Genomic DNA, 21,661 nt, shown 5'->3' on the forward strand with positions numbered 1-21,661 from the left:
CCAATCAAAATTTGATTACTATTGAAAATACGAGGAAGAGCACGATGAGTAAAGTACAGACCATCACCCGTGAATCATGGATCCTGAACACCTTTCCGGAATGGGGCAGCTGGCTGAATGAAGAGATTGAGCAGGAGCAGGTTGCGCCCGGCACCTTCGCCATGTGGTGGCTCGGCTGTACCGGTATCTGGTTAAAATCCGAAGGCGGGGCTAACGTCTGCGTCGATTTCTGGTGCGGCACTGGCAAACAGAGCCACGGCAATCCGCTGATGAAAACCGGCCACCAGATGCAGCGGATGGCAGGCGTGAAAAAATTACAGCCTAACCTGCGCACCACGCCGTTCGTGCTGGATCCGTTCGCCATTCGCCAGATTGACGCGGTCCTCGCGACCCACGATCACAACGATCATATTGACGTCAACGTCGCCGCCGCCGTCATGCAGAACTGCCCGGCCGATGTGCCGTTTATCGGCCCGAAAACCTGCGTCGACCTGTGGATCGGTTGGGGCGTGCCGAAAGCGCGCTGTATCGTCATGAAACCTGGCGATGTCGTGAAGATCAAAGACATTGAGATCCATGCGCTCGATGCGTTCGATCGCACCGCGCTGATCACCCTCCCGGCGGACCAAAAAGCCGCTGGCGTACTGCCGGACGGCATGGACCAGCGCGCGGTCAACTACCTGTTTAAAACACCGGGCGGCAACCTGTACCACAGCGGCGATTCCCACTACTCCAACTACTACGCGAAGCATGGCAACGAGCATCGGATTGACGTCGCCCTCGGCTCGTATGGCGAGAACCCGCGCGGGATCACCGACAAAATGACCAGCGCCGATATCCTGCGCATGGCAGAGTCGCTCAACGCCAAAGTTGTGATCCCGTTCCACCATGATATCTGGTCAAACTTTCAGGCCGATCCGCAGGAGATCCGCGTTCTGTGGGAGATGAAAAAGGATCGTCTGAAGTACGGCTTCAAGCCGTTTATCTGGCAGGTCGGCGGCAAATTTACCTGGCCGCTGGATAAAGACAATTTCGAATATCACTACCCGCGCGGTTTCGACGATTGCTTCACCATTGAGCCGGATCTGCCTTTCAAATCCTTCCTGTAAGTCGCCGCCGGCAGGCCCTGCCTGCCGGAAATACCCCGCCGCAGGGTTAGTATTTTCACATGATTTCAAATATCATCTTTGCCGTTCACTTTTAATCGGATTCGCTCATGACGGAAGCGCAAAGGCACCAAATTCTGCTGGATCTGCTCGCCCAAACGGGGTTTGTTACCGTGGAGCAGGTGATGTCGCGGCTCGGGATCTCACCCGCTACCGCCCGACGTGATATCAACAAGCTGGATGAAAGCGGCAAACTGAAAAAGGTTCGTAATGGCGCGGAAGCCATTAGCGAACAGCGCCCCCGCTGGACGCCGATGAACATCCACCAGGCGCAAAATCTGGATGAAAAAGTGCGTATTGCACGCGCCGCTTCGCAACTGATCGCGCCGGGTGAGAGCATCGTCATTAACTGCGGCTCCACCGCCTTTCTGTTGGGTCGGGAACTGTGCGGCAAACCGGTGCAGATCATCACCAACTATCTGCCGCTGGCTAACTACCTGATCGACCAGGAGCATGACAGCGTGATTATCATGGGCGGCCAGTACAACCGCAGCCACGCCATCACCCTCAGCCCCCACGGTAGCGAGAACAGCCTCTATGCCGGACACTGGATGTTTACCAGCGGCAAAGGGCTCACCGCCGAAGGCCTCTACAAAACGGATATGTTGACCGCCATGGCCGAGCAAAAAATGCTTAACGTGGTCGGCAAACTGGCGGTGCTGGTCGACAGCAGCAAGATCGGCGAGCGCGCCGGGATGCTATTCAGCCAGGCCGGACAAATAGACGTGGTGATCACCGGCAAACAGGCCGATGCCGCGATCCTCAAACAGCTTGAGGATCAGGGCGTCAGCGTAATCCGCGTTTAAAGGTGCTGCTGAAAAAAGGCGACCGTGGTAGCCAGCGCCTCTGGCGTAATGCGATGGCGGACGCCTTTCTGCCAGACGCAGGTCAGCCTGGCGGCAAGGTCAGCCTGCCGGAGCGCCTGCTCTAGTCGAAAGGTTTCTTCCGGCGGCACCACGTCATCGGCATCGCCATGCCAGAGCAATAGCGGCCGCCGGGCAAGGGACGCCAGCTGATGGCTGACATCCCATTCGTTGAGGCTATCGACATCAAAATCAGGCGAGGGGAACAGGGTTTGCGACAGGGAACGAAAATAGCCCGACCCCATCAGACAGGCGACGCTGTTCAGCTCGGGGTGATGCGTCATGATGCCCAGCGCCGTCATTCCCCCCATCGAAGCGCCCGCCACCGCCAGCCGCTCCCCTTCCAGCCATCCTTCAGCGATTATCGCCTCGCGCAGCGCAGGAAACTCCCTGAAATTCTGCTGCAGAATCGGCCAGAAGCGCTGCATCCGCCCGGCCTCATCGCCCTGATAGCGCGCCCCATGCTCCGGCGCGTCCGGCATGATCACCCGGAATCCGGCCTCGGCCAGCGCCACCGCAAAGTAGCTGTAGACCAGCTTCGACGAGGTAAAGCCATGATAAAAGACGATACAGGGCAAGGGCTTATCCAGACTCTCCTGCGGACAGGCATGTAAAATTTCACCACCGCCGAGGTTGCGCATTTCTAGTGCAATCATTTATCGTCTTCCTTCTCTATCGTGGTTAGGCGTCATGGGAAAATTCATTCACCAGGCAACCCAGTTTGCTACGATTCATAATGTTGAGAACCCGGTTACGCTTTCACAACATTTTCATTCGAAAATCGCGTCAGAGATAACAGTTCGGGAACATTCCCCGGCAATCCTGTTAAGGCTACCACTACACTATCACTATCAGGAAACGAGATATGGTTATGCGCAGGTTTTCACCGTGGTTACTGGCTATCGTCCTCAGCGGGTGTAGCGCCCTGCAGGGAACGCCGGAAGCCCCGCCGCCCGCCACCGACCATCCGCAGGAGATCCAGCGCTACCAGACTGCTGGCCTGCAGAAAATGGCCACGGTAAGCGTACTGATGTACGGTTCGCCGATGGATGTCGAAGCGGCGCTGAAGGCCAAAGCAGAAGCAGCCAAAGCCGATTACTACGTCATCATCATGATCGATGACACCATGGTACCCGGCCAGTGGTATTCGCAGGCGATCCTCTATCGTCGATAACGAGGCGGCGTCTTTAAATCTGCTTTACACAGCTTTGCGTCCATTCACGTTCTCCTGTGCATAATAACGTTCGGCCAGCCACCTGGCAGGACGTTAGCAACGGACTGCCCTTGGGACTACGTGAAATGGAGCTGACGATGAAACGATCTTTTACCCTATCCAGCCTGCTGTTAACCGCTGCGACGGCCAATACGTCCGCGCAGTCAGCCGAATTCGCCAGCGCGGATTGCGTCACTGGCCTGAATGAAATCGGTCTGATCTCCGTCACTAATCTTTCCGGTAGCCAACAGGATGTAGAGCACGCCATTGCCCGCAAAGCAGACGAGCAAGGCGCCTCCTGGTATCGCATTATTCAGATGTACGAGGAACAACAGCCGGACAGCTGGCGCGTGCAGGCCATTCTCTACGCCTGAGGCGCCTGGCGCCCGCGCCCCATAGCCCGCAGCAGCAGGTCGTCGAGGGTCGGCGCGTCAAGACGTATGCCGCCGCGGGTGTCGAGCATCATCCGGCACCAGGCTTCGGCCAGCGGCGGCGAAGCATGGCGCAGCATCTGCGCCCCCGCGCCAAGACGATAGACCAGCCGGGCAATCTCTCTCCCCTGCTCTTCGGCGGGTCGTTTCAGCAGTTGCTGCAGCTGACGCCATGCGCGGTCGAGATGGCGGTTCTGTCCTTTCACCTCCGCACACTCCGCGGCCAGCAGCTCCATCGCCGCCGGCTGCTTGCTGAGCACCCGCATCACATCGAGGCACATAATATTGCCGGAGCCTTCCCAGATGCTGTTGACCGGCATCTCGCGATACAACCGCGGTAGTTCGCTCTCCTCGCAATAGCCGATGCCGCCCAGCACTTCCATCGCCTCGGCGACAAACGGGATACCGGCCTTACAGATGGCAAACTTGGCCGCAGGCGTAAACAGGCGCGCCCAGGCGCTTTCCCGGGCATCATCCCGACGATCCCAGGCCCGCGCCAGGCGAAACAGAAACGCGGTCTGCCCCTCCAGACGGAGCGCCATTTGCCCCAGCAGCTGGCGCATCATCGGCTGTTCGACCAGGTTTTTGCCAAACGCCTGACGCTGTAGCGCGTGATACAGCGCCACCGAGAAGGCGCGACGCATCAGGGCATGGCTGCCCAGCGCGCAGTCAAAGCGGGTCAGGCCGCCCATCCTGAGGATCTGCCGCACGCCGTCGCCTTCGTCGCCCACCAGCCAGCCGCAGGCCTCATAAAACTCCACTTCGCTACTGGCGTTGGAGCGGTTGCCGAGCTTCTCTTTTAAGCGTTCAAGACGCACGCCGTTACGCTGCCCGTCGGGCAGCAGACGCGGCACAAAGAAGCATGAGAGCCCCGCCGGAGCCTGAGCCAGCACCAGGTGAGCATCGCTCTGCGGCACCGAGAAGAACCACTTGTGTCCCACCAGTCGGTAAAACCCTTCCGCCGTTTTCTCCGCGCGAGTGGTATTGCTCAGCACATCAGACCCCCCTTGCTTCTCGGTCATCCCCATGCCGATCAGCAGGCCGCGCTTCTGGCCGCCAGGCGCAAGGTGCGGATCGTAACGGTCGCTCAGCAGCGGCGACAGCCAGTCGCGAAAGGGCGCGGGCAGGGCGTGCTGCAGCAGGGGCGTCGCGGCGAAGGTCATGGTAATCGGGCACAACGTCCCGGCCTCCACCTGGGCATGGAGCAGAAAGCGGGCGGCGCGGGCAACAAACGCGCCTTCGCGGGCATCCTCCTGCCAGGCGAGGTTATGTACCCGGTTCGCGCACAGCCCCTGCATCAGCAGGTGCCAGGCGGGATGAAAGCGCACGTCGTCCAGCCGGGCGCCGGTGGCGTCATAGCGCAGCAGCTCCGGCGGATTGCTGTTGGCCAGGCGTCCCAGCTCCAGCGATTCGGCTGTCCCCAGCTGCTGGCCAATGCTGGCGAGCAGATCGCCATCCCAGCCGGCGCCTTCGCGGACCACTGCTTCACGCAGAGCGGTATCGGACAGAAACAGATTGCTGTTATTCAGCGGGGTGGGTTGATTAAAAACGGTGTGCGTTTGCCAGTGCATCGTGTCTCCCTCCATCAATGGCGATAGCCATAAGTATGGTTATCCGGAGGGATACTCGCCCGCGAGAGCGGTCACAAAAAAGCCATCCCGGAGGATGGCTTTTTTGATTCGTCGATGGTTCAGCTTAGCTGCGCTGGCGTACTGCTTCAAACAGACAGATGCCGGTAGCCACCGAGACGTTCAGCGAGGAGACGCTGCCCGCCATCGGGATGCTGATCAATTCATCACAGTGTTCGCGGGTCAGACGACGCATGCCTTCGCCTTCCGCGCCCATCACCAGCGCCATCGGGCCGGTCATTTTGCTCTGGAACAGCGTATGGTCGGCTTCCCCTGCAGTTCCGACGATCCAGACGTTCTCTTCCTGCAGCAGACGCATGGTGCGCGCCAGGTTGGTGACGCGGATCAGCGGGACGTTCTCCGCCGCGCCGCAGGCCACTTTCTTCGCCGTCGCATTCAACTGAGCGGAACGATCTTTTGGCACGATCACCGCATGCACGCCGGCGGCGTCAGCGCTACGCAGGCAGGCGCCGAGGTTGTGCGGATCGGTTACGCCGTCGAGGATCAGCAGGAACGGTTGATCGAGCTGCGCCAGCAGATCCGGCAGATCGTTCTCCTGATACTGACGCCCCGGCTTCACGCGGGCAATGATCCCCTGGTGCACAGCGCCTTCGCTCTTCTCATCAAGAAACTGACGGTTGGCCAGCTGAATCACCACGCCCTGCGCTTCCAGGGCATGGATCAGCGGCAGCAAGCGCTTATCCTCACGGCCTTTCAGAATATAAACTTCCTGAAAACGCTCAGGTGCGCGCTCCAGCAGTGCCTGCACCGCATGGATGCCGTAAATCATTTCACTCATTGATGTACTCGTTTTAGGTTCTGTTATCTGCCCCCTTCACCCCATCCTGCGTCAGCAGACTTCAGGGTGAAGGGAGGTCAATCACTCGGCGATCTTCTTCTTTGCCGCGCGCTTGGCTTTCGTCGCGGCGGCGATTTTCTGTGTTTTCGCCGACGGTTTTTTCGCTTTTTTCTCTTTCTTCGGTCGGGCGGTCTCTTTCTCTTTACGGAAAGCGCTGTCCGGCTCGAAGTTTACCTGCTTACCCACCTGGCGGCGACGGCCGCCCGGCTTGCCAGAGGTACTCTTTTTCGCTTTCTCACGGGCGGTCTTGCCGACATTACGCGGCGCACGCTCGCTGGAGATCAGGGTAAAGTCGATTTTCCGCTCGTCCATGTTGACCGCTTCCACACGGACTTCCACGCGGTCGCCCAGGCGATAGGTCTGGCCGCCGGACTCACCAATGAGACGCTGCCCCACCTGATCGAAACGATAATAGTCGTTATCCAGGCTGGAAACATGCACCAGACCGTCGATAAACAGATCGTTCAGGCGGACGAAGAAGCCAAAGCCGGTCACGCTGGCGATCACGCCGGAGAAGATGTTGCCCACCTGATCCTGCATGAAGTCGCACTTCAGCCAGTCAGACACTTCGCGCGTCGCTTCGTCGGCACGGCGCTCGGTCATCGAACAGTGCTGACCCAGCTGGAGCATCTCTTCCATGCTGTAGTGCCAGCCGCCGGTCTCGGTGCTGTTGCCTTTATGTCCCTGCTCTTTGGCCAGCAGATACTTGATAGCGCGGTGCAGCGACAGGTCCGGGTAACGACGAATCGGCGAGGTGAAGTGGGCGTATGACTGCAGCGCCAGGCCAAAGTGACCGCGGTTTTCCGGATCGTAGACCGCCTGCTTCATGGAGCGCAGGAGCATCGTCTGCAGCATTTCCGCATCCGGGCGATCGGCGATGGAGGTTAGCAGCTCGGCGTAATCACGCGGCTCCGGCTTGTTGCCGCCAGGCAGCTCCAGTCCCAGCTCAGCCAGCACGGTACGGAAGGAGGTAATCGCTTCGGTGGTTGGCTTATCATGGATACGGAACAGCGCCGGCTCCTGCGCCTTCTCAACGAAGCGCGCGGCGGAGATGTTCGCCAGGATCATGCACTCTTCAATCAGCTTATGCGCATCGTTACGCTGAGTCTGTTCGATACGCTCAATACGGCGTTCGGCATTGAAGATGAATTTAGCTTCTTCACTTTCAAATGAGATACCGCCGCGCTCTTCGCGGGCGCTCTCCAGCACTTTGTAGAGGTTATGCAGCTCTTCAATGTGCTTCACCAGCGGCGCGTAGTGTTCGCGCAGTTCCTGGTCACCCTGCAGCATATGCCACACTTTGGTATAGGTCAGGCGAGCATGTGAACTCATCACCGCTTCATAGAATTTATAACCGGTCAGACGGCCTTTTGACGAAATCGTCATCTCGCACACCATACACAGGCGATCGACCTGCGGGTTCAGCGAGCATAGACCGTTAGACAGCACTTCCGGCAGCATCGGCACTACCTGCGACGGGAAGTAGACCGAGGTGCCACGACTGCGCGCTTCCGCATCCAGCGGCGTCCCCGGGCGCACGTAGTAGCTGACGTCGGCAATGGCTACCCACAGGCGCCAGCCGCCGCCGCGTTTCTTCTCGCAGTACACCGCGTCATCGAAGTCGCGGGCATCTTCGCCGTCAATGGTAACCAGCGGCAGCGAGCGTAAATCGACGCGTCCGGCCTTCGCCTCTTCCGGCACCTGTTCTTTGAGACCGGAAACCTGTTTTTCCACCGCCGGCGGCCAGACATAAGGAATTTCATGGGTACGCAGCGCCATATCGACGGCCATGCCGGTGCCCATGTTGTCGCCCAGCACTTCGACGATTTTACCCACCGCTTTGGTGCGGCGGGTTGGTCGCTGGGTCAGCTCGACCACGACCACGTAGCCCATCCGCGCGCCCATTATCTCTTCCGGCGGGATCAGGATATCGAAGCTCAGGCGGCTGTCGTCCGGGACGACAAAGCCGACGCCAGCGTCGGTGAAGTAACGGCCAACTATCTGGCTGGTTTTCGGCACGAGGACGCGGACGATGCGCGCTTCGCGGCGGCCCTTACGGTCCGCGCCCAGCGGCTGAGCCAGCACCTGGTCGCCGTGAATACAGGTTTTCATCTGTTCTGACGACAGGTACAGATCGTCTTTGCGCCCTTCAACGCGCAGGAAACCATAGCCATCGCGGTGGCCAATAACGGTTCCTTTGAGGAGATCGAGGCGTTCCGGCAGGGCATAGCACTGGCGGCGGGTGAAGACCAGCTGACCGTCGCGCTCCATCGCGCGCAGGCGGCGGCGCAGCGCTTCGGTTTGCTCTTCGCCCTCGATATTTAACTCGATGGCCAGCTCATCGCGGCTGGCAGGCTTTTCCCGTTTAGTTAAATGTTCGAGGATAAATTCCCGGCTCGGGATAGGGTTCGCGTACTTCTCAGCTTCGCGTTCCTGGAATGGATCTTGTGACATATCGGTTCCTCCGTTGTCATCTCCGGTAGAGTGGCGTCACTCCACCAGCAATAATTTATAAAGCGGTTGATTCTTCTCAACCAAATCAGCCAGCGTATAGTTATCCAGTTCCTTGAGAAAACTCTGCGCGGCTTCAGCTAGTGCCTGTTTCAGACGACAGGCTGGTGTAATGTGGCAAAACTCGCTGCTGCAGTTGACCAGCGATAAGGGTTCAAGGTCACGCACCACGTCACCGACGCGGATCTGTCCTGCTGGTTTGCCGAGGCGAATGCCCCCGTTCTTCCCCCGCACGGCAGTCACGTAGCCCATGCGACTTAACTGATTGATTATTTTAACCATATGATTACGGGAGACGCCATAGACCTCGGTCACTTCCGAGATACTGGTCATTCGTCCTTCCGGCAGCGACGCCATATAAATCAGCGCGCGTAGTCCGTAATCGGTGAAACTCGTTAACTGCACATAAACCTCAGGGAAAAGAAAACAGGGTATGTCGAGCGACATCATTATTATTGATGATAAACCAGCCAGCGCTCAGGCCGCTAATTTATTTGAAATGGGGCGGGCGAACAGCAAAAACAAGGGCGCCCGAACGGCGCCCCTTGAGAGTGATTACGCGTCGAACGGATCGCGCAGAATCATAGTCTCGGTACGGTCTGGACCGGTAGAGATGATATCCACCGGCACGCCGGTCAGCTCTTCAATACGCTGGATGTAGTTCAGGGCTGCCTGCGGCAGGCCGCTGCGCTCTTTCACGCCGAAGGTGGTTTCGGACCAGCCCGGCATGGTTTCGTAGATAGGCTCGATACCTTCCCAGTTATCGGCAGCCAGCGGAGTGGTGGTCACTTCGCGGCCATCCGGCATACGGTAGCCAACGCAGATTTTCACTTCTTTCAGGCCGTCGAGGACGTCCAGTTTAGTCAGGCAGAAGCCGGACAGGGAGTTAATCTGCACCGCGCGACGGACTGCGACCGCATCCAGCCAGCCGGTACGACGACGACGGCCGGTGGTGGCGCCGAATTCGTTACCCTGCTTGCAGAGGAACTCGCCAGTTTCATCAAACAGCTCGGTCGGGAACGGACCTGCACCGACGCGAGTCGAGTAAGCTTTAATGATGCCCAGTACGTAATCCACATAACGCGGGCCCAGGCCGGAGCCGGTCGCCACGCCACCTGCGGTGGTGTTAGAGGACGTAACGTACGGGTAGGTACCGTGGTCGATATCCAGCAGCGTACCCTGCGCGCCTTCGAACATCACGAAGTCGCCGCGCTGACGCGCCTGATCCAGCAGATCGGATACGTCCACCACCATGCTGGTCAGGATGTCGGCAATCGCCATCACATCGTCCAGCACTTTCTGGTAGTCAACCGCTTCTGCTTTGTAGAAGTTCACCAGCTGGAAGTTGTGATATTCCATCACTTCTTTCAGTTTATCGGCGAAGGTTGCTTTATCGAACAGATCGCCAACGCGCAGACCGCGACGAGCGACTTTATCTTCGTAAGCCGGGCCAATGCCGCGACCGGTAGTGCCGATCGCTTTCGCGCCACGCGCTTTTTCACGCGCCACGTCCAGCGCCACGTGATAGTCAAGGATAAGCGGGCAGGCTTCAGAGAGCAGCAGACGCTCGCGAACCGGGATACCACGGTCTTCCAGGCCCTTCATCTCTTTCATCAGCGCGGCCGGAGACAGCACGACGCCGTTACCGATGATGCTGGTGACGTTTTCACGCAGAATGCCTGATGGAATAAGATGGAGAACGGTTTTTTCACCGTTGATTACGAGAGTATGGCCGGCGTTGTGACCACCCTGGTAGCGCACAACATATTTAGCCCGTTCAGTCAGGAGATCGACGATCTTCCCTTTACCTTCGTCACCCCATTGGGTGCCCAGTACGACGACGTTGTTACCCATTTTTCAAAATCACCGTTTGCTTAAAAATGGATTCTACCATCGCTTTTTCAGAGTTACAGCACTTTTTGCATCCAAAATAAGGCAAATCCGACCACTTTTTGATCAGCCAATCGATTTCCTCAACATGTAGTAGATCACAATCCCGGCAACCACAAGTCCGCCGCCAAAACGACGCAATAAATTATCCGGTAGCTGGCTCAGGCTGGCGACCATCTTGCGCCAGGCGCGCGGATAAAGCAGCGGGCCAAGCCCTTCGAGTACTAAAACCAGCGCCAGCGCCAGCCAAATGGTGGAGTTCATCGTCAACCCTAATTGAAAAGTATCATTGCCGCCCTCGCGGGCGTCATCGGCCAGCATGGTGAATTCATTCCCTCATTTCACATTGTCCCGTATTTCAGCTTCATTATGAACCAGAAAGGTGAAACAAAATTCACAACTAATTGTATTGCTGGATATTTTTTAAATTGTAACTATGCCATCGCGTACTACAACCCGGTACGTCTACTTAATCAGGAAGATTATGATGAGAGAATTAACCGCATTTGAAATCGAAAATGTGAGCGGCGCAGGCTGGTTACAGGATGGTCTGGCGGCCTTAGGCAGCAAGGTCGGCGCAGCCGCATGGACGATGGGCACTGATGCCCTGAGCATTAACCTGCCACTGCTTGGCACCCTCAATCTGGCCGACCTGGCGCCGGACCTGGGCAAAACCTTAGGCGAAAGCATCGGCTCTTCTATCGGCGGCACCATCGAAAGTACGCTGGCAGGCCTGCCGGTGATCGGCGGCCTGCTGAACAAGCTACTCGGCAACTAATTCCCGCCCTCGCAGCATGAAAAAAGGCGCCTGTTTCAGGCGCCTTTTCGCATTATTACTTCAGGTTTACACCTTCTCCGGCTTATTTACGCGCCGAATCCGGTGAACGCATATAGCGGAAGAAATCGCTGTCCGGACTCAGGACCATCACATCCTGATTGCTCTGGAAGCTCTTCTCATAGGCACGCAGGCTACGGATAAAGGAGTAGAAGCCTGGATCCTGGCTGAACGCGTCGGCAAACAGTTTCGCTGATTCCGCATCACCTTCACCACGCAGGATACGGCCCTGGCGCTCGGCTTCCGCCAGCGTCTTGGTGACTTCATAGTCCGCAGTCGCGCGCAGTTTTTCCGCCTCTTCCTGACCCTGTGAACGATGGCGACGAGCAACCGCTTCACGCTCCGCGCGCATACGGTTATAAATCGCTTCCGACACTTCTGCCGGCAGGTTGATCTGTTTGATACGTACGTCGACAACTTCGATACCCAGCGCCGCCATACTGTTCGGGTTGATCACCTGCACTTTACCGTTGGTTTCGGCTTCCACACGCTCTGCCGCTTTAGCAATCGCGTCGTCAGCAGCCGGGGTGCTAACCTCATCTTCCGTACCGGCCGAACCCGAGTTCAGCGCATCGCGCACTTCCAGGGTCAGGCGACCACGGGAGTCGGTGACGATATCTTTCACATCCAGACGACCAATTTCAGAACGCAGACGGTCAGAGAATTTACGCTTCAGCAGCACCTCGGCCTGGGAGACGTCGCCGCCGCCGGTTGCCAGGTAGTAACGGCTGAAGTCGCTGATGCGCCACTTGATATAGGAGTCGACGATCAGGTCTTTCTTCTCTTTAGTAACGAAACGGTCAGCCTGGTTGTCCATGGTCTGAATACGCGCATCCAGCATCTTCACCGATTCGATAAACGGGATCTTGAAGTGCAGGCCTGGCGCATACACCAGCGGCTTGTTTTCGTCGTCGCGCAGAACTTTACCGAAACGCAGCGTGATACCGCGCTCGCCTTCTTTTACGACAAAGACAGACATGTAGAGCACTACCAGCACGATGACAATGATCGCGATAACAGATTTACGCATCGTTATTCCCCCTGACGCTGGTAGTCGTTACGCTGCGCGTTAGCGCGGCGTTGGTCCATAATGCTACCCCCGGTTGAGCTCGAGGTTGATGAGGTGCTGGCGCTGCTTGAGCTGGATGCTGGCGGCAGGCGCAGCAGATCGCTGGCGTCACTGCTATCGCTCTTTGCTGCCGGCGCAGCGGCGCCTTTCAGCATCTGATCCAGCGGCAGAACCATCAGATTGCCGTTTTTGCTGTCATTGACCAGCACTTTACGGGTGTGGCTCAGCACTTTTTCCATGGTTTCGATATACAGACGCTCGCGGGTAATTTCCGGCGCGGCTTTGTATTCCGGCAGGATCTTCGCAAAGCGAGCCACTTCACCCTGGGCTTCCAGAACGGTCTGGGTCTTATAGGCGCGTGCCTCTTCGAGGATACGCTGCGCCTGACCATTCGCCCGCGGCTGGACTTCGTTGGTATACGCTTCCGCTTCACGAATGTACTGCTGCTCGTTCTCACGCGCGGCAATGGCATCGTCAAACGCGGCCTTCACCTCTTCCGGCGGACGCGCCGTCTGGAAGTTGACGTCCAGCAGAGTGATACCCATGTTGTACGGGCGAATCGTCTCTTCCAGCTCACGCTGGGTATCGCTACGGATCACGGTACGACCTTCGGTCAAAATGCGATCCATGGTGTATTTGCCGATCACGCCGCGCAGCGCGCTGTCGGTGGCCTGACGCAGACTGTCGTCCGCGCTGGTCACGCTAAACAGATAGCGCTCCGGATCGGTGACGCGGTACTGCACGTTCATCTCAACGCGCACCACGTTTTCGTCAGAGGTCAGCATGACGCCGGAAGCCGCAAGTTCGCGCACCGACTCCACGTTCACCGCCTGAACGTTATCGATAAAGGTCGGTTTCCAGTTCAGGCCAGGCTCAACCAGATGGCTGAACTTACCAAAACGGGTGACCACGCCGCGCTCGGCCTCTTTAATGGTATAGAAACCGCTGGCCGCCCAGATAATCACTGCCGCCGCGGCAACGATGCCGACAATACGCCCGCCCATCGGTCCGCGAGGCCCCTGCGCGCTATTGCCGCCGCCCAGTCCGCCCTTGCCGCCGCCGAGCCCGCCAAGTTTTTTACTTAACTTGCGGAAGATATCATCCAGATCCGGCGGCCCCTGCTCGCGACCGCCTTTATTGCCATTTCCCTCAGAGTTGCCGCCAGGTTTGCTGCTCCCCCACGGGTCGCGGTCCTGTCCGTTATTACCGGGCTGATTCCACGCCATGTATATGCTCCATATTTGTTTTTGATATCCCCACAGGGGTCAATATCTTCAGGCAAGCTGCAAGGTTAAACCACATAGTCAACAAGCGTTGGCTCTTGCTTACAGAGGCGCCGCCAGTCAACGATCGGCATGCGCACCTGCAGACTCACGCTGCCGTCATCCTCCATCCACTCTTTTTCTATCGCCTGAAGCTGATAGAAACGGCTTCTCAGTCGCCCTTCTTTCGGCGGTAAGCGCAGCGTATGCTGGGCCACTTCACCGGAAAGACGCTCCGTTAATGCCTGAAAAAGCAGTGGTACGCCAACCCCGGTCTGGGCTGAAAGCCAGACCCGAATCGGTTTATTTTCATCGTCGCGATCGATGCGCGGTTCAAAATCGTCAAGCATGTCGATTTTGTTCATCACCAGCAGCGCCGGGATCTCATCGGCCTCAATTTCAGCGAGAACCGTATTTACCGCATCAATGTTTTCCTGCACGCGGACATCCGCCGCGTCAATCACATGCAGCAGCAGCGTCGCCTGACGCGTCTCCTGCAACGTCGCTTTAAACGCGGCTACCAGATCGTGCGGCAGATGGCGAATAAAGCCGACGGTATCGGCCAGCACCGTTTCGCCGACGTCAGGGACGTCAATGCGGCGCAGCGTCGGGTCCAGGGTGGCGAACAGCTGGTTCGCGGCATAGACCTCGGCGGCAGTGATCTGGTTAAAGAGCGTTGATTTTCCGGCGTTGGTATAGCCCACCAGCGACACGGTAGGAATATCGGCTTTCGCACGCGACCGCCGCCCCTGCTCGCGCTGTTTCTCGACTTTTTCCAGCCGCGACAGGATCTGCATGATACGGTTACGCAATAAACGGCGGTCGGTTTCGAGCTGGGTTTCACCCGGGCCACGCAAACCAATCCCGCCCTTCTGTCTTTCAAGGTGGGTCCAACCGCGGACAAGGCGAGTCGCCATATGGCGCAGCTGCGCCAGCTCGACCTGCAATTTCCCTTCATGGGTGCGCGCGCGCTGGGCGAAAATATCTAAAATAAGACCGGTGCGATCGATAACCCGGCATTCGCACAGGCGTTCCAGGTTACGTTCTTGCGCCGGACTCAGGGCATGATCGAAGAGCACGACCGAAGCGCCGGTCGCTTTAACGGCTTCCGCAATTTCGACTGCCTTACCTTCACCAACAAAATACTTCGGGTGCGGTGCTTTACGGCTACCGGTAATCACCTGCATTGCTTCGACACCGGCGGAAGAGGCCAGAGTTTCAAACTCCTGGAGATCTTCCATATCTTTGTCTTGCGAAAAATAGATGTGTACCAGTACCGCCTGCTCACCGGCGTCATAACGGTCAAACAAGCGTAAACCCCTTATAAAATACCAGCGGGGAACGCAGAAAACCTGGCTCCCCGGCGTGGAAAAACAGCACTGGCCTTATTCGGCGTCGTCGCTGTCTTGTTGCGGCGCAGAAGAACCCTGCGCGCTACCACCGTGGTGATAGTTACTGGAACCGCCGCCAGCATTGTTGCTGTGGTGAGACACCGGGCGAGACGGGACAACAGTAGAAATTGCGTGCTTATAGACCATCTGGCTGACCGTGTTCTTCAACAGGATCACGAACTGATCGAAAGACTCAATTTGCCCTTGCAGCTTGATACCATTCACCAAATAAATAGAAACCGGAACGCGTTCCCGACGCAAAGCGTTCAGGAACGGATCTTGTAAAGATTGCCCCTTAGCCATTCTCTCTTTTCCTTATATGTATGCTTGTTTTGTACTCAGAACCTTACGATTCTCAAAAAAAATTACGCACGATACCGTTTAATTGTACACGTTCAGTTCTGGCTCGCACCAACAACCTGTAATACTTTGTTGAGCGCTTGTTCAGGTTGTTCACTGTCTAACCAGTGCACACCTTCCCAACCGCGCAGCCAGGTGACCTGACGTTTGGCTAACTGTCTCGTGGCGCAAACACCTCGATAAACCATCTCATCATACGGGATCTCGCCATTGAGATATGACCACATCTGGCGGTATCCGACACAACGGATGGAAGGCATGTCCGTATGCAAATCTCCGCGGGCAAAAAGCGCCCGTACTTCTGCTTCAAAACCTGAAGCTAACATCTGATGAAAACGCTGTTCTATGCGTTGATGGAGCAGTTCACGGCTCGCCGGGGCGATGGCGAACTGATGCACCTGATATGGCAGAGCGTCTCCTGACGTTTGCGTCAGTTCCGTTAAAGTTTTACCCGAAATGAAAAAAACTTCCAGTGCCCGGGAAAGCCTTTGCGGATCATTTGGATGAATACGCGCAGCAGCCACGGGATCGATCTCCTGTAATTGCTGATGTAACGCATTCCACCCCTGCTCTGCGGCCTGCTGCTCAATCCGCGCTCTGACCTCTGGGTCAGCCGACGGTAAAGGCGACAATCCTTCCAGCAACGCTTTGAAATACAACATCGTTCCGCCGACTAACAGCGGAATTCGCCCGGCGGCGACAATATCCGCCATCGCCGCCAGCGCATCGCGGCGAAAATCCGCCGCGGAATAGGCCTCCGCAGGATCCAAAATATCCAGCAGCCGATGCGGCGCAGCGCTAAGCTCCGCAGCATCCGGTTTGGCGGTGCCAATATCCATTCCCCGATAAATGAGGGCGGAATCAACGCTAATCAACTCTACTGGCAAAACTTTACGTAAGGCTATCGCCAGCGCGGTTTTGCCGGAGGCCGTCGGGCCCATTAAAAAAATTGCCTTGGGCAGGCTCGCCTCGGTTACATCATTCATCTTTCAGGGCATTCATCGCCGAATGGAGATCTACAGGTTGTAACAGGCCACCCGGCGGCGTTCTCACCAGCTGCGGGCAAAGACGCTCAACGTCCGCCAGCAGCGCAATCGCCTGCGCCATATTCCATGACGTCTGTTCGCTCGTCAGATTACGCGCCATCCATTGGGCGATATTGCCGACGTCGAATGCGTTTTGCTGCGCCAGGTAGCCTATCAGTTCAGGAATCAAGATTTGTAAATTTTGTTGTCTTAAGGGTAAAGGGACCGCGCGCACCGTCACGTGCAGGGCATCGGTATGCACATCGATCCCTAGCTGCGCCAGCGCCGGCTGAGCGGCGGCCAGCGCCTGCTTTTCCCCTTCCGTAACTTTTAACCGCAGCGGGATCAGCAGCGGCTGAGCACATACCGCCTCCGCTCCCGGGGTCAACTGCGCCTGGCGCAGCCAGCGCTCGGCAACGGTCAACGACAGCAGCGCCAGACCGCCCTCGCGCTCCAGCAGCGCGCAGTCGCCGCCAACAATCGTCAGCACTCTGCCAAAGCTCTGACTGTGACCGGCCAACTCTGCCGCCGCCGGAGGCTGCAACGCTGGCTTTGGCGCCGTTGGCGTGTCGAGCAGTTGACGATAAAGCGCTCCCTGCTGCTTCTGGTAACCCGGCTGCGCATGCGGCCAGCTCGCGCCGCCCGGTTTGCCGCTGGAGGCCGCAGGCTCACGCGATGGCGTGATGCTGAAGCGGGTCGCAGGTTCCCGCGCTTCCGCTGGCCGCGCAAACTGGTTGCCTCCCGCGGCGATGCGGTTCTCCGGCATCTGGCGCGGCGCCGGCGGGTCGTCTTTTTCCGCCAGCGGCGCGTCAAGCTGCTGCTGCAGTACGCTCAGTACGCCCTGGTAGATAAAGTCGTGCACCAGGCGCGACTGATGAAAACGCACCTCATGCTTGGCCGGGTGGACGTTTACATCCACCTGATGGGGATCGATCTCCAGATACAGCACAAATGCCGGTTGCTGATCGGCCCCCAGCTTGTCTTCACAGGCCTGGCGGATAGCATGGTTGATCAGCCGATCGCGCATCATCCGCCCGTTAACGTAGCAATACTGAATTTCCGCCAGCGCCGGGGTGGTATGCAGCGGATCGGCGACCCAGCCGCGCAGGGTCAGATCGCCATGCTGCCACTCAATCGCCAGCGCATGTTCGAGAAAAGCGGCGCCGCAAATTGTCCCCAGCCGGCGCTCGCGCTGGCCATCCTGAGCGACTGCCCGATACTGGCGCATCACCTTGCCGTTATGGCTGAGGTTGATAGTGACGTCGAAGCGCGCCAGCGCAATGCGGCGCACCACCTCGTCAATGTGGCCGAACTCGGTCTTTTCGGTGCGCATAAATTTGCGCCGCGCCGGGGTGTTATAGAACAGATCGAGGACTTCCAGAGTGGTACCGACCGGGTGCGCCGCCGGCTTCACCGTCACCGCCTGATCGCGGCCTTCAGCATACGCCTGCCAGGCTTCCTGCTGCTCCGCCGTGCGCGAAGTCAGCGTTAAGCGCGCCACCGAACTGATACTGGCCAGCGCTTCGCCGCGAAAGCCGAGGCTAATAATGGCTTCCAGATCGTCAAGCGAGGCGATCTTGCTGGTCGCATGACGAGCCAGGGCCAGCGCCAGCTCGTCTTTTTTGATGCCGCTGCCGTTATCGCGGATGCGAATAAGCTTCGCGCCGCCGCGTTCGATATCAATGTCAATCCGCGTAGCGCCCGCATCAAGACTGTTCTCAACCAGCTCTTTCACCACCGACGCGGGCCGCTCCACCACCTCGCCGGCGGCAATCTGGTTGGCGAGCTGCGGCGGCAGAACCTGAATCGGCATCCCCTGCTCCTTAGTTAATCAACATCCCGCCCGGCGCCGCGGCGCTGGCGGTCTGCGCCGCCTCGCCGCGAGGCGCCGACTGCAGCGGATGCTGCATAAAGTAGTTGCGTAAGCCGTTATAAATCGCCTCCGCAATCTGCTCCTGGTAATCATCGCTACCCAGCAGCCGCTCTTCGCCGTTGTTACTGATAAAGCCCGTTTCCACGAGGATCGACGGGATGTCCGGCGAGCGCAGCACGCCAAGGCTGGCATGCTCCGGGCGGCGTTTGTGCAGGTTGCCAATACGCTGCAGCTGGCTCAGCACGTTGGTCGCCACATCGTAGCCGACGCGCTGGGAATGACCAAACTGCAGATCCAGCACCGCCTGGCTCAGGTAGGGGTCGGCCTGGCTGTTTGCCAGCACATCGCCCGCACCGCCGAGCAGTTCAGACTGTTTCTCATGCTGCTCGAGCCAACCGGCCATTTCGCTGTTGGCGCGACGGTTCGAGAGCACCCACACCGAGGCGCCAGTGGCATCGCGGTTTGGCGCGGCGTCAGCATGGATAGAGACGAGGAAATTGGCGTTTTGCTTACGCGCCACGTCAGAGCGGCCCATCACCGAAATAAAGTAATCCCCGTCGCGGGTCAGCACCGGCTTAAACTGCGGATCGGCGTTCAGTAACGCCCGCAGCTTGCGCGCGATAGCGATAGTCACGTTTTTCTCTTTGGTGCCGTTCGGGCCAATCGCGCCAGGATCCTGGCCGCCGTGCCCGGCATCAATGGCGATAATGACTTTATCATCCGCCGACACCGTGCGGGCCGCCGGGCGAGTCACGGTCTGATTGTTGGTCATCGCCGGCTGAGAGGAGGTCATCACCGTCTGCCGTTCATGACCCGACGAGCTGAACGGGTTACGCCCTGACGTCGTCGTCCGGGAAGGCATCACCGGCGGCGGGTCGGCCCGTTTCACCACCACGGGCGGCGGAGGCGGCGGCGGCGCGTCGGCGTTGATGGTAAAGACCACCGTGTAATTCGCCCCGTTCTGTTGCTTCACCGCCCGGGTTTTGCCATCTTCCGTCAGATCCACCAGCAGACGCAGCGTCTGCGTATCCTGCGGCGTGCCGGCGCGAATACTCTTCACCAGGTTGCTGCCGCTAAACTGCAGAGGTAGTCCCTGCAATACGCCGGTCTGCTTGATATCCAGCGCCACCAGACGTTTACCCTGTGGGGTAAAGGAGTACTCCGGCTCACCGACAAAGCTTAGGGTAATACGGGCCTGCTGGTCTCCGTTAGAGACCTGGATATCGGATAAACTCGCCGCAGTGGCGTGAAGACTCGACAGCATCAGCGCAGCGGCAAGCCAGGTGGTTATGCGATACTTCATCCCGTCATCCTTCAGGCTAAAAGGCTAAACGCGCCAGTAAAGATTCACCCCGTGAGGAGATCGCGGTAATACGCGCCTCACGCCCTTGTGCCTGGTAATCAAGGTGAATTTCAACATCCGGGTCAGGCAGGACACCTGCGCCTTGCTGCGGCCATTCCACCAGGCAGATGGCATCGTCGGCAAAATAATCACGGATCCCCATAAATTCGAGTTCCTCAGGATCCGCCAGACGGTAGAGATCGAAGTGATACACCATCAGGTTCTCGAGGGTATAGGGCTCCACCAGGGTATAAGTTGGGCTTTTGACATTGCCGCGGTGACCGAGCGCCTGCAAAAAGCCGCGGCTGAAGGTCGTTTTCCCCGCGCCTAAATCACCATACAGATAAATCACGGTGGCGCCGGTACAGGCCTGCGCGATGCGGTCGCCAAGGGCCAGCGTGGCCTGCTCATCGGGTAAAGGAATCACTCGGTTAATCATGGTCTACGTCAATCACATCCGGGTTAACAACACGCCTGAGCGTGGAAAAGAGATCGGTCGCCAGCATGCCGCGGGTGCCCTCGCGAGCGGCCAGTCGGTCGGCGGCATCGCCATGCGCGACGCACCCGGCACAGGCAGCATCATACGGCGTCAGGTGCTGTCCTAACAACGCGGCGATGATGCCGGTGAGCACATCACCCATCCCGCCGCTGGCCATCCCGGCATTGCCGGCATCGATAATGCCCATCGCCCCGCTTTCACTAGCCACCACCGTGCCCGCGCCTTTCAGCACAACCACGCCGCCATACCGTTTTACCAGACGCTGCGCAGAAAGTAAGCGATCGCTTTCAATTTCTGCCACGCTGACGTTCAGCAAACGGGCCGCTTCGCCGGGGTGCGGCGTTAGCACGCGATTGTGACGTTTATCGGGATTGAATGCCAGCAGGTTCAGCGCGTCGGCGTCCCAGACCATCGGTTTGTTAAAACTTTCCACCGTGCGCAGGGCGCTGCGCCCCCATTCGCGCTGCCCCAGGCCCGGGCCAATCGCCACCACGTCCACCCACTCCAGCGCGGCTTTCAGAGTCTGCGGCGTCAGCTCATCTACCATTAACTCCGGCCGCACGGTGACAATGGGCGCCACGTTCTCCGGGTGAGTAAGTACTCGCACCAGTCCCGCGCCGCTGCGTAGGGCCGCTTCACCGCACATACGGATAGCGCCTGCCGTGCCGCGATCGCCGCCGACAATCACCAGCTTGCCGTGATCGCCTTTATGGGAGGTGGCCCGCCGCGGCGGCAGCCAGTCGGCGAGGTGGGCGGCGCAAAACCGCGTCAGAGGAGTGCTTTGTCCGGCGAGCCAGCGTTCGAGCCCCAGCGCATGATGGTGGAGTTGCCCGACGACATCCCGCGCCTTGCCGGTCAGCAGCCCCGGCTTGAGGGCGATAAAGGTCAGCGTATGGTCGGCCTGTACCACTGCACCTGGCGTCGCGCCCGTCTGCGCATTCAGGCCGGAAGGGATATCCAGCGCCACCACCGGCGCCGGGTGGTGGTTCGCCTGGTGGATGAGCGCCGCAACGGGATCGCGCGGCGCGCTGTGCAGACCGGTGCCGAGCAGGCCATCAATAATCAGTGAGATATCGTCGGGCCATGGGATGGTCGCCGCATGGATCACGCCGCCGGCGTTAAGCCACGCCTCCCGCGCCGCCTGCGCCTCTTCCGGCAGCGGGCTGTCACTCTCCACCGCCAGCAGCGTCACCCGCCGCCCCGCGGCCTGTGCCAGACGCGCAACGACATATCCGTCGCCGCCGTTGTTGCCATGTCCGCACAGGATCAGCCAGTGCGCGCTGGCAGGATAAGCACAGCTGGCCAGCTGGAACGCCGCCTCGCCCGCGCGCTGCATGAGTTCGAACAGCGTCAGCCCCAGGCTGTCCGCCGCCTCTCGTTCGGCCAGGCGCAGCGCCTCCGCAGGCCAAATGTTGTATGGTATACTGTCAGGGTTTTTCGTCAT

General features: G+C 58.6%; 21 protein-coding genes. 5 read left to right on the plus strand and 16 right to left on the minus strand.

The genetic code is table 11. The features are described from left to right. Window positions 1-44 precede the first annotated feature (44 nt). Window positions 45-1,109, plus strand: coding sequence for an L-ascorbate 6-phosphate lactonase (gene ulaG / locus KB890_RS11985; RefSeq protein ID WP_004194176.1), 1,065 nt, complete (start codon window positions 45-47; stop codon window positions 1,107-1,109). Window positions 1,110-1,216: 107 nt separating this feature from the next. Next, on the plus strand, window positions 1,217-1,972 hold the full coding sequence (gene ulaR, locus KB890_RS11990) for an HTH-type transcriptional regulator UlaR (RefSeq protein ID WP_004177697.1): 756 nt from the start codon (window positions 1,217-1,219) through the stop codon (window positions 1,970-1,972). Here ulaR and yjfP read toward each other — a convergent pair. Further along, window positions 1,969-2,685: an esterase gene (gene yjfP / locus KB890_RS11995; RefSeq protein WP_004178343.1), complete on the minus strand. Its 717-nt coding sequence runs from the start codon at window positions 2,683-2,685 to the stop codon at window positions 1,969-1,971. The two genes, ulaR and yjfP, sit on opposite strands and share 4 nt — an antisense overlap. A 209-nt stretch (window positions 2,686-2,894) precedes the next feature. Between yjfP and bsmA the strand changes: the two genes are divergently transcribed. Together bsmA and yjfN are read left to right on the plus strand one after the other, a co-directional pair. After that, window positions 2,895-3,203 (plus strand): biofilm peroxide resistance protein BsmA, encoded by a 309-nt coding sequence (gene bsmA / locus KB890_RS12000; protein WP_002885674.1) that lies wholly within the window; start codon window positions 2,895-2,897, stop codon window positions 3,201-3,203. Window positions 3,204-3,340: 137 nt separating this feature from the next. After that, window positions 3,341-3,616 carry a DUF1471 family protease activator YjfN gene (yjfN, locus tag KB890_RS12005; RefSeq protein ID WP_002885673.1) on the plus strand — a complete coding sequence of 92 codons (276 nt, stop codon included), beginning with the start codon at window positions 3,341-3,343 and terminating at the stop codon, window positions 3,614-3,616. Here yjfN and KB890_RS12010 read toward each other — a convergent pair. From KB890_RS12010 to KB890_RS12035, 6 genes are all read right to left on the minus strand, one after another. After that, a complete protein-coding gene (locus KB890_RS12010; protein WP_004178342.1) occupies window positions 3,607-5,244 on the minus strand; it encodes an isovaleryl-CoA dehydrogenase in 1,638 nt (545 codons plus the stop codon). The two genes, yjfN and KB890_RS12010, sit on opposite strands and share 10 nt — an antisense overlap. Before the next feature lie 124 nt (window positions 5,245-5,368). Continuing rightward, window positions 5,369-6,100 (minus strand): 23S rRNA (guanosine(2251)-2'-O)-methyltransferase RlmB, encoded by a 732-nt coding sequence (gene rlmB / locus KB890_RS12015; protein ID WP_002885669.1) that lies wholly within the window; start codon window positions 6,098-6,100, stop codon window positions 5,369-5,371. Between the two features lie 81 nt (window positions 6,101-6,181). After that, window positions 6,182-8,614, minus strand: a complete 2,433-nt coding sequence (rnr, locus tag KB890_RS12020) for a ribonuclease R (protein WP_002885668.1) — start codon at window positions 8,612-8,614, stop codon at window positions 6,182-6,184. Between the two features lie 36 nt (window positions 8,615-8,650). After that, the gene (nsrR, locus tag KB890_RS12025; protein WP_002885667.1) at window positions 8,651-9,076 is read right to left on the minus strand and encodes a nitric oxide-sensing transcriptional repressor NsrR; all 426 of its coding nucleotides are present in this window, start codon (window positions 9,074-9,076) and stop codon (window positions 8,651-8,653) included. A 150-nt stretch (window positions 9,077-9,226) separates the two neighbouring features. Further along, window positions 9,227-10,525 (minus strand): adenylosuccinate synthase, encoded by a 1,299-nt coding sequence (locus KB890_RS12030; RefSeq protein ID WP_002885665.1) that lies wholly within the window; start codon window positions 10,523-10,525, stop codon window positions 9,227-9,229. A 102-nt stretch (window positions 10,526-10,627) separates the two neighbouring features. Further along, on the minus strand, window positions 10,628-10,825 hold the full coding sequence (locus KB890_RS12035) for a DUF2065 domain-containing protein (protein ID WP_002885664.1): 198 nt from the start codon (window positions 10,823-10,825) through the stop codon (window positions 10,628-10,630). Between the two features lie 223 nt (window positions 10,826-11,048). On the opposite strand from KB890_RS12035, the gene KB890_RS12040 reads away from it, so the two are divergent. Further along, entirely contained in the window at window positions 11,049-11,339 is a 291-nt protein-coding gene (locus KB890_RS12040) for a hypothetical protein (protein WP_020324907.1), read from the plus strand. 82 nt (window positions 11,340-11,421) lie between these two features. Here the strand turns inward: KB890_RS12040 and hflC are convergent, their stop codons facing one another. The 9 genes from hflC to nnr all read right to left on the minus strand — a co-directional run bounded on the left by hflC (window position 11,422) and on the right by nnr (window position 21,661). Next, entirely contained in the window at window positions 11,422-12,426 is a 1,005-nt protein-coding gene (hflC, locus tag KB890_RS12045; RefSeq protein WP_002885662.1) for a protease modulator HflC, read from the minus strand. Between the two features lie 2 nt (window positions 12,427-12,428). Continuing rightward, entirely contained in the window at window positions 12,429-13,691 is a 1,263-nt protein-coding gene (gene hflK / locus KB890_RS12050) for an FtsH protease activity modulator HflK (RefSeq protein ID WP_004146726.1), read from the minus strand. A gap of 65 nt (window positions 13,692-13,756) precedes the next feature. Further along, complete coding sequence (gene hflX / locus KB890_RS12055; protein WP_004146725.1) at window positions 13,757-15,037, minus strand: ribosome rescue GTPase HflX; 1,281 nt, start codon at window positions 15,035-15,037, stop codon at window positions 13,757-13,759. Between the two features lie 75 nt (window positions 15,038-15,112). Continuing rightward, complete coding sequence (gene hfq / locus KB890_RS12060; protein WP_002885659.1) at window positions 15,113-15,421, minus strand: RNA chaperone Hfq; 309 nt, start codon at window positions 15,419-15,421, stop codon at window positions 15,113-15,115. Between the two features lie 92 nt (window positions 15,422-15,513). Beyond that, on the minus strand, window positions 15,514-16,464 hold the full coding sequence (gene miaA / locus KB890_RS12065; RefSeq protein WP_002885652.1) for a tRNA (adenosine(37)-N6)-dimethylallyltransferase MiaA: 951 nt from the start codon (window positions 16,462-16,464) through the stop codon (window positions 15,514-15,516). After that, a complete protein-coding gene (gene mutL / locus KB890_RS12070) occupies window positions 16,457-18,316 on the minus strand; it encodes a DNA mismatch repair endonuclease MutL (RefSeq protein ID WP_004178337.1) in 1,860 nt (619 codons plus the stop codon). The genes miaA and mutL overlap by 8 nt, the downstream gene beginning before the upstream one ends. Before the next feature lie 10 nt (window positions 18,317-18,326). Continuing rightward, window positions 18,327-19,679 (minus strand): N-acetylmuramoyl-L-alanine amidase AmiB, encoded by a 1,353-nt coding sequence (gene amiB / locus KB890_RS12075; protein WP_004178335.1) that lies wholly within the window; start codon window positions 19,677-19,679, stop codon window positions 18,327-18,329. 16 nt (window positions 19,680-19,695) lie between these two features. After that, the gene (gene tsaE, locus KB890_RS12080) at window positions 19,696-20,157 is read right to left on the minus strand and encodes a tRNA (adenosine(37)-N6)-threonylcarbamoyltransferase complex ATPase subunit type 1 TsaE (RefSeq protein ID WP_002885589.1); all 462 of its coding nucleotides are present in this window, start codon (window positions 20,155-20,157) and stop codon (window positions 19,696-19,698) included. Beyond that, window positions 20,150-21,661: a bifunctional ADP-dependent NAD(P)H-hydrate dehydratase/NAD(P)H-hydrate epimerase gene (nnr, locus tag KB890_RS12085; RefSeq protein ID WP_004178334.1), complete on the minus strand. Its 1,512-nt coding sequence runs from the start codon at window positions 21,659-21,661 to the stop codon at window positions 20,150-20,152. Before nnr ends, tsaE begins: the two co-directional genes overlap by 8 nt.

The sequence above is a fragment of the Klebsiella sp. P1954 genome, from assembly GCF_018199955.1.
Taxonomy (GTDB): Bacteria; Pseudomonadota; Gammaproteobacteria; order Enterobacterales; family Enterobacteriaceae; genus Klebsiella; species Klebsiella pneumoniae.